Below are 1,209 nucleotides of genomic sequence, written 5' to 3'. Positions count from 1 at the left end.
TACGCAGAAGGTGACCACGGCGAACATCACGTTGAACCTGGGTTTTCCGGGGCAGTACTACGATGCCGAAAGGCAGACCTGGAACAACGGCTATCGGGACTATAGCTCCGGGTTAGGACGGTATCTGGAAAGTGATCCCTCTGGGTTAAATGGTGGCATTAACACCTATACCTATGTCGAGGCTAGCCCAATCCAATCCACTGACCCCATGGGCCTTGATATTTACGTCGCAAACACCGCGCAAGTTGGTGGCTTACACGAAAAAATCGTTGTCGGTCAGCCAGGTGGTCCTCTATATGGACAAAGTTTCGGAATGGCGAGTAGAGATAAGCCTGAGCAATCAACTTCATCGCAAGCTAATCCGACGCCGGGTGGTGCAGGAAGCGGAGAGGTATATGAGGACGAAGATCCAATTACGGCAATAAACTACTCTTTTTATCTTAAAACAAATCCAGTAGAAGATGCTGCGGCCATAGCCTACTTAAAAAAACAGCTAGGAAACAGTGGGCCCTATAATATTATGACAAATAGTTGCCGAAATTACTCACAGGCCCAGTATTTCAAACTTTTCAATCTCGTTTTAGGCATGAGGTATTAGTCAAATGTTTTTTATAAAATCCTTACTTATGCTTATGCTGCCATTTTATCGCGTCGATTTGCCTGATCTCGATTACCCACCAAATTTTACTTATGTAGAGTATTCTCATGGTGTTGTAAAAAAAAATCTTACATTAGATGAAAATAATCGAACATATATTGATTTAAAGAATTTCTTGAGTCTAGAGAAAGCTGGCTGGAAATACGATCTTACTAACTATGCGCCCTATCATGTTTTTAATTCAAAAATCATAAACATTAATTGCTTGAATGACAAAGTTGTTATCAACTTTAGGCGTGATGACGCATGGGTACAGGTTTCAAAGCAAACTCCGTCCTCGTGTCCGACGCCGCAATAAAAGCTAATTAGGCATATAACCATCAAGGCATGGAACAGTGGATCTCAAGTAACGGGCTGATCAATACCGGTTATGAAACCGAAGGCAGACTGCCGGTATCAGCTTGCCGGGCAAGCAAGGTCTGGGCTTTTACGTACGACGCGGCCGATCGCATCACGCAGATCACCAACGGCATCGACAACACGCTGACGCAGAATTTCGGCTACGACTACGTGTCGCGTCTGACGTCGGTGTATTCCAGTGTAGAAAACGA

At 44.4% G+C, this 1,209-nt stretch carries 2 protein-coding genes; both read left to right on the top strand.

Annotated features, from left to right (window positions below; translation table 11 throughout):
• On the top strand, positions 1-598 hold a 598-nt coding region (locus HDE78_RS20770; RefSeq protein ID WP_179483097.1), incomplete at its 5' end, for an RHS repeat-associated core domain-containing protein.
• 387 nt (positions 599-985) lie between these two features.
• Positions 986-1,209 (top strand): hypothetical protein (locus HDE78_RS20765; RefSeq protein ID WP_179483095.1); only part of this gene is annotated, 224 nt, incomplete at its 3' end.

Origin of the sequence: Rhodanobacter sp. K2T2 (assembly GCF_013408815.1) — a bacterium.
Classification (GTDB): domain Bacteria; phylum Pseudomonadota; class Gammaproteobacteria; order Xanthomonadales; family Rhodanobacteraceae; genus Rhodanobacter.
This window is presented reverse-complemented; position numbering and strand designations above follow the sequence as displayed.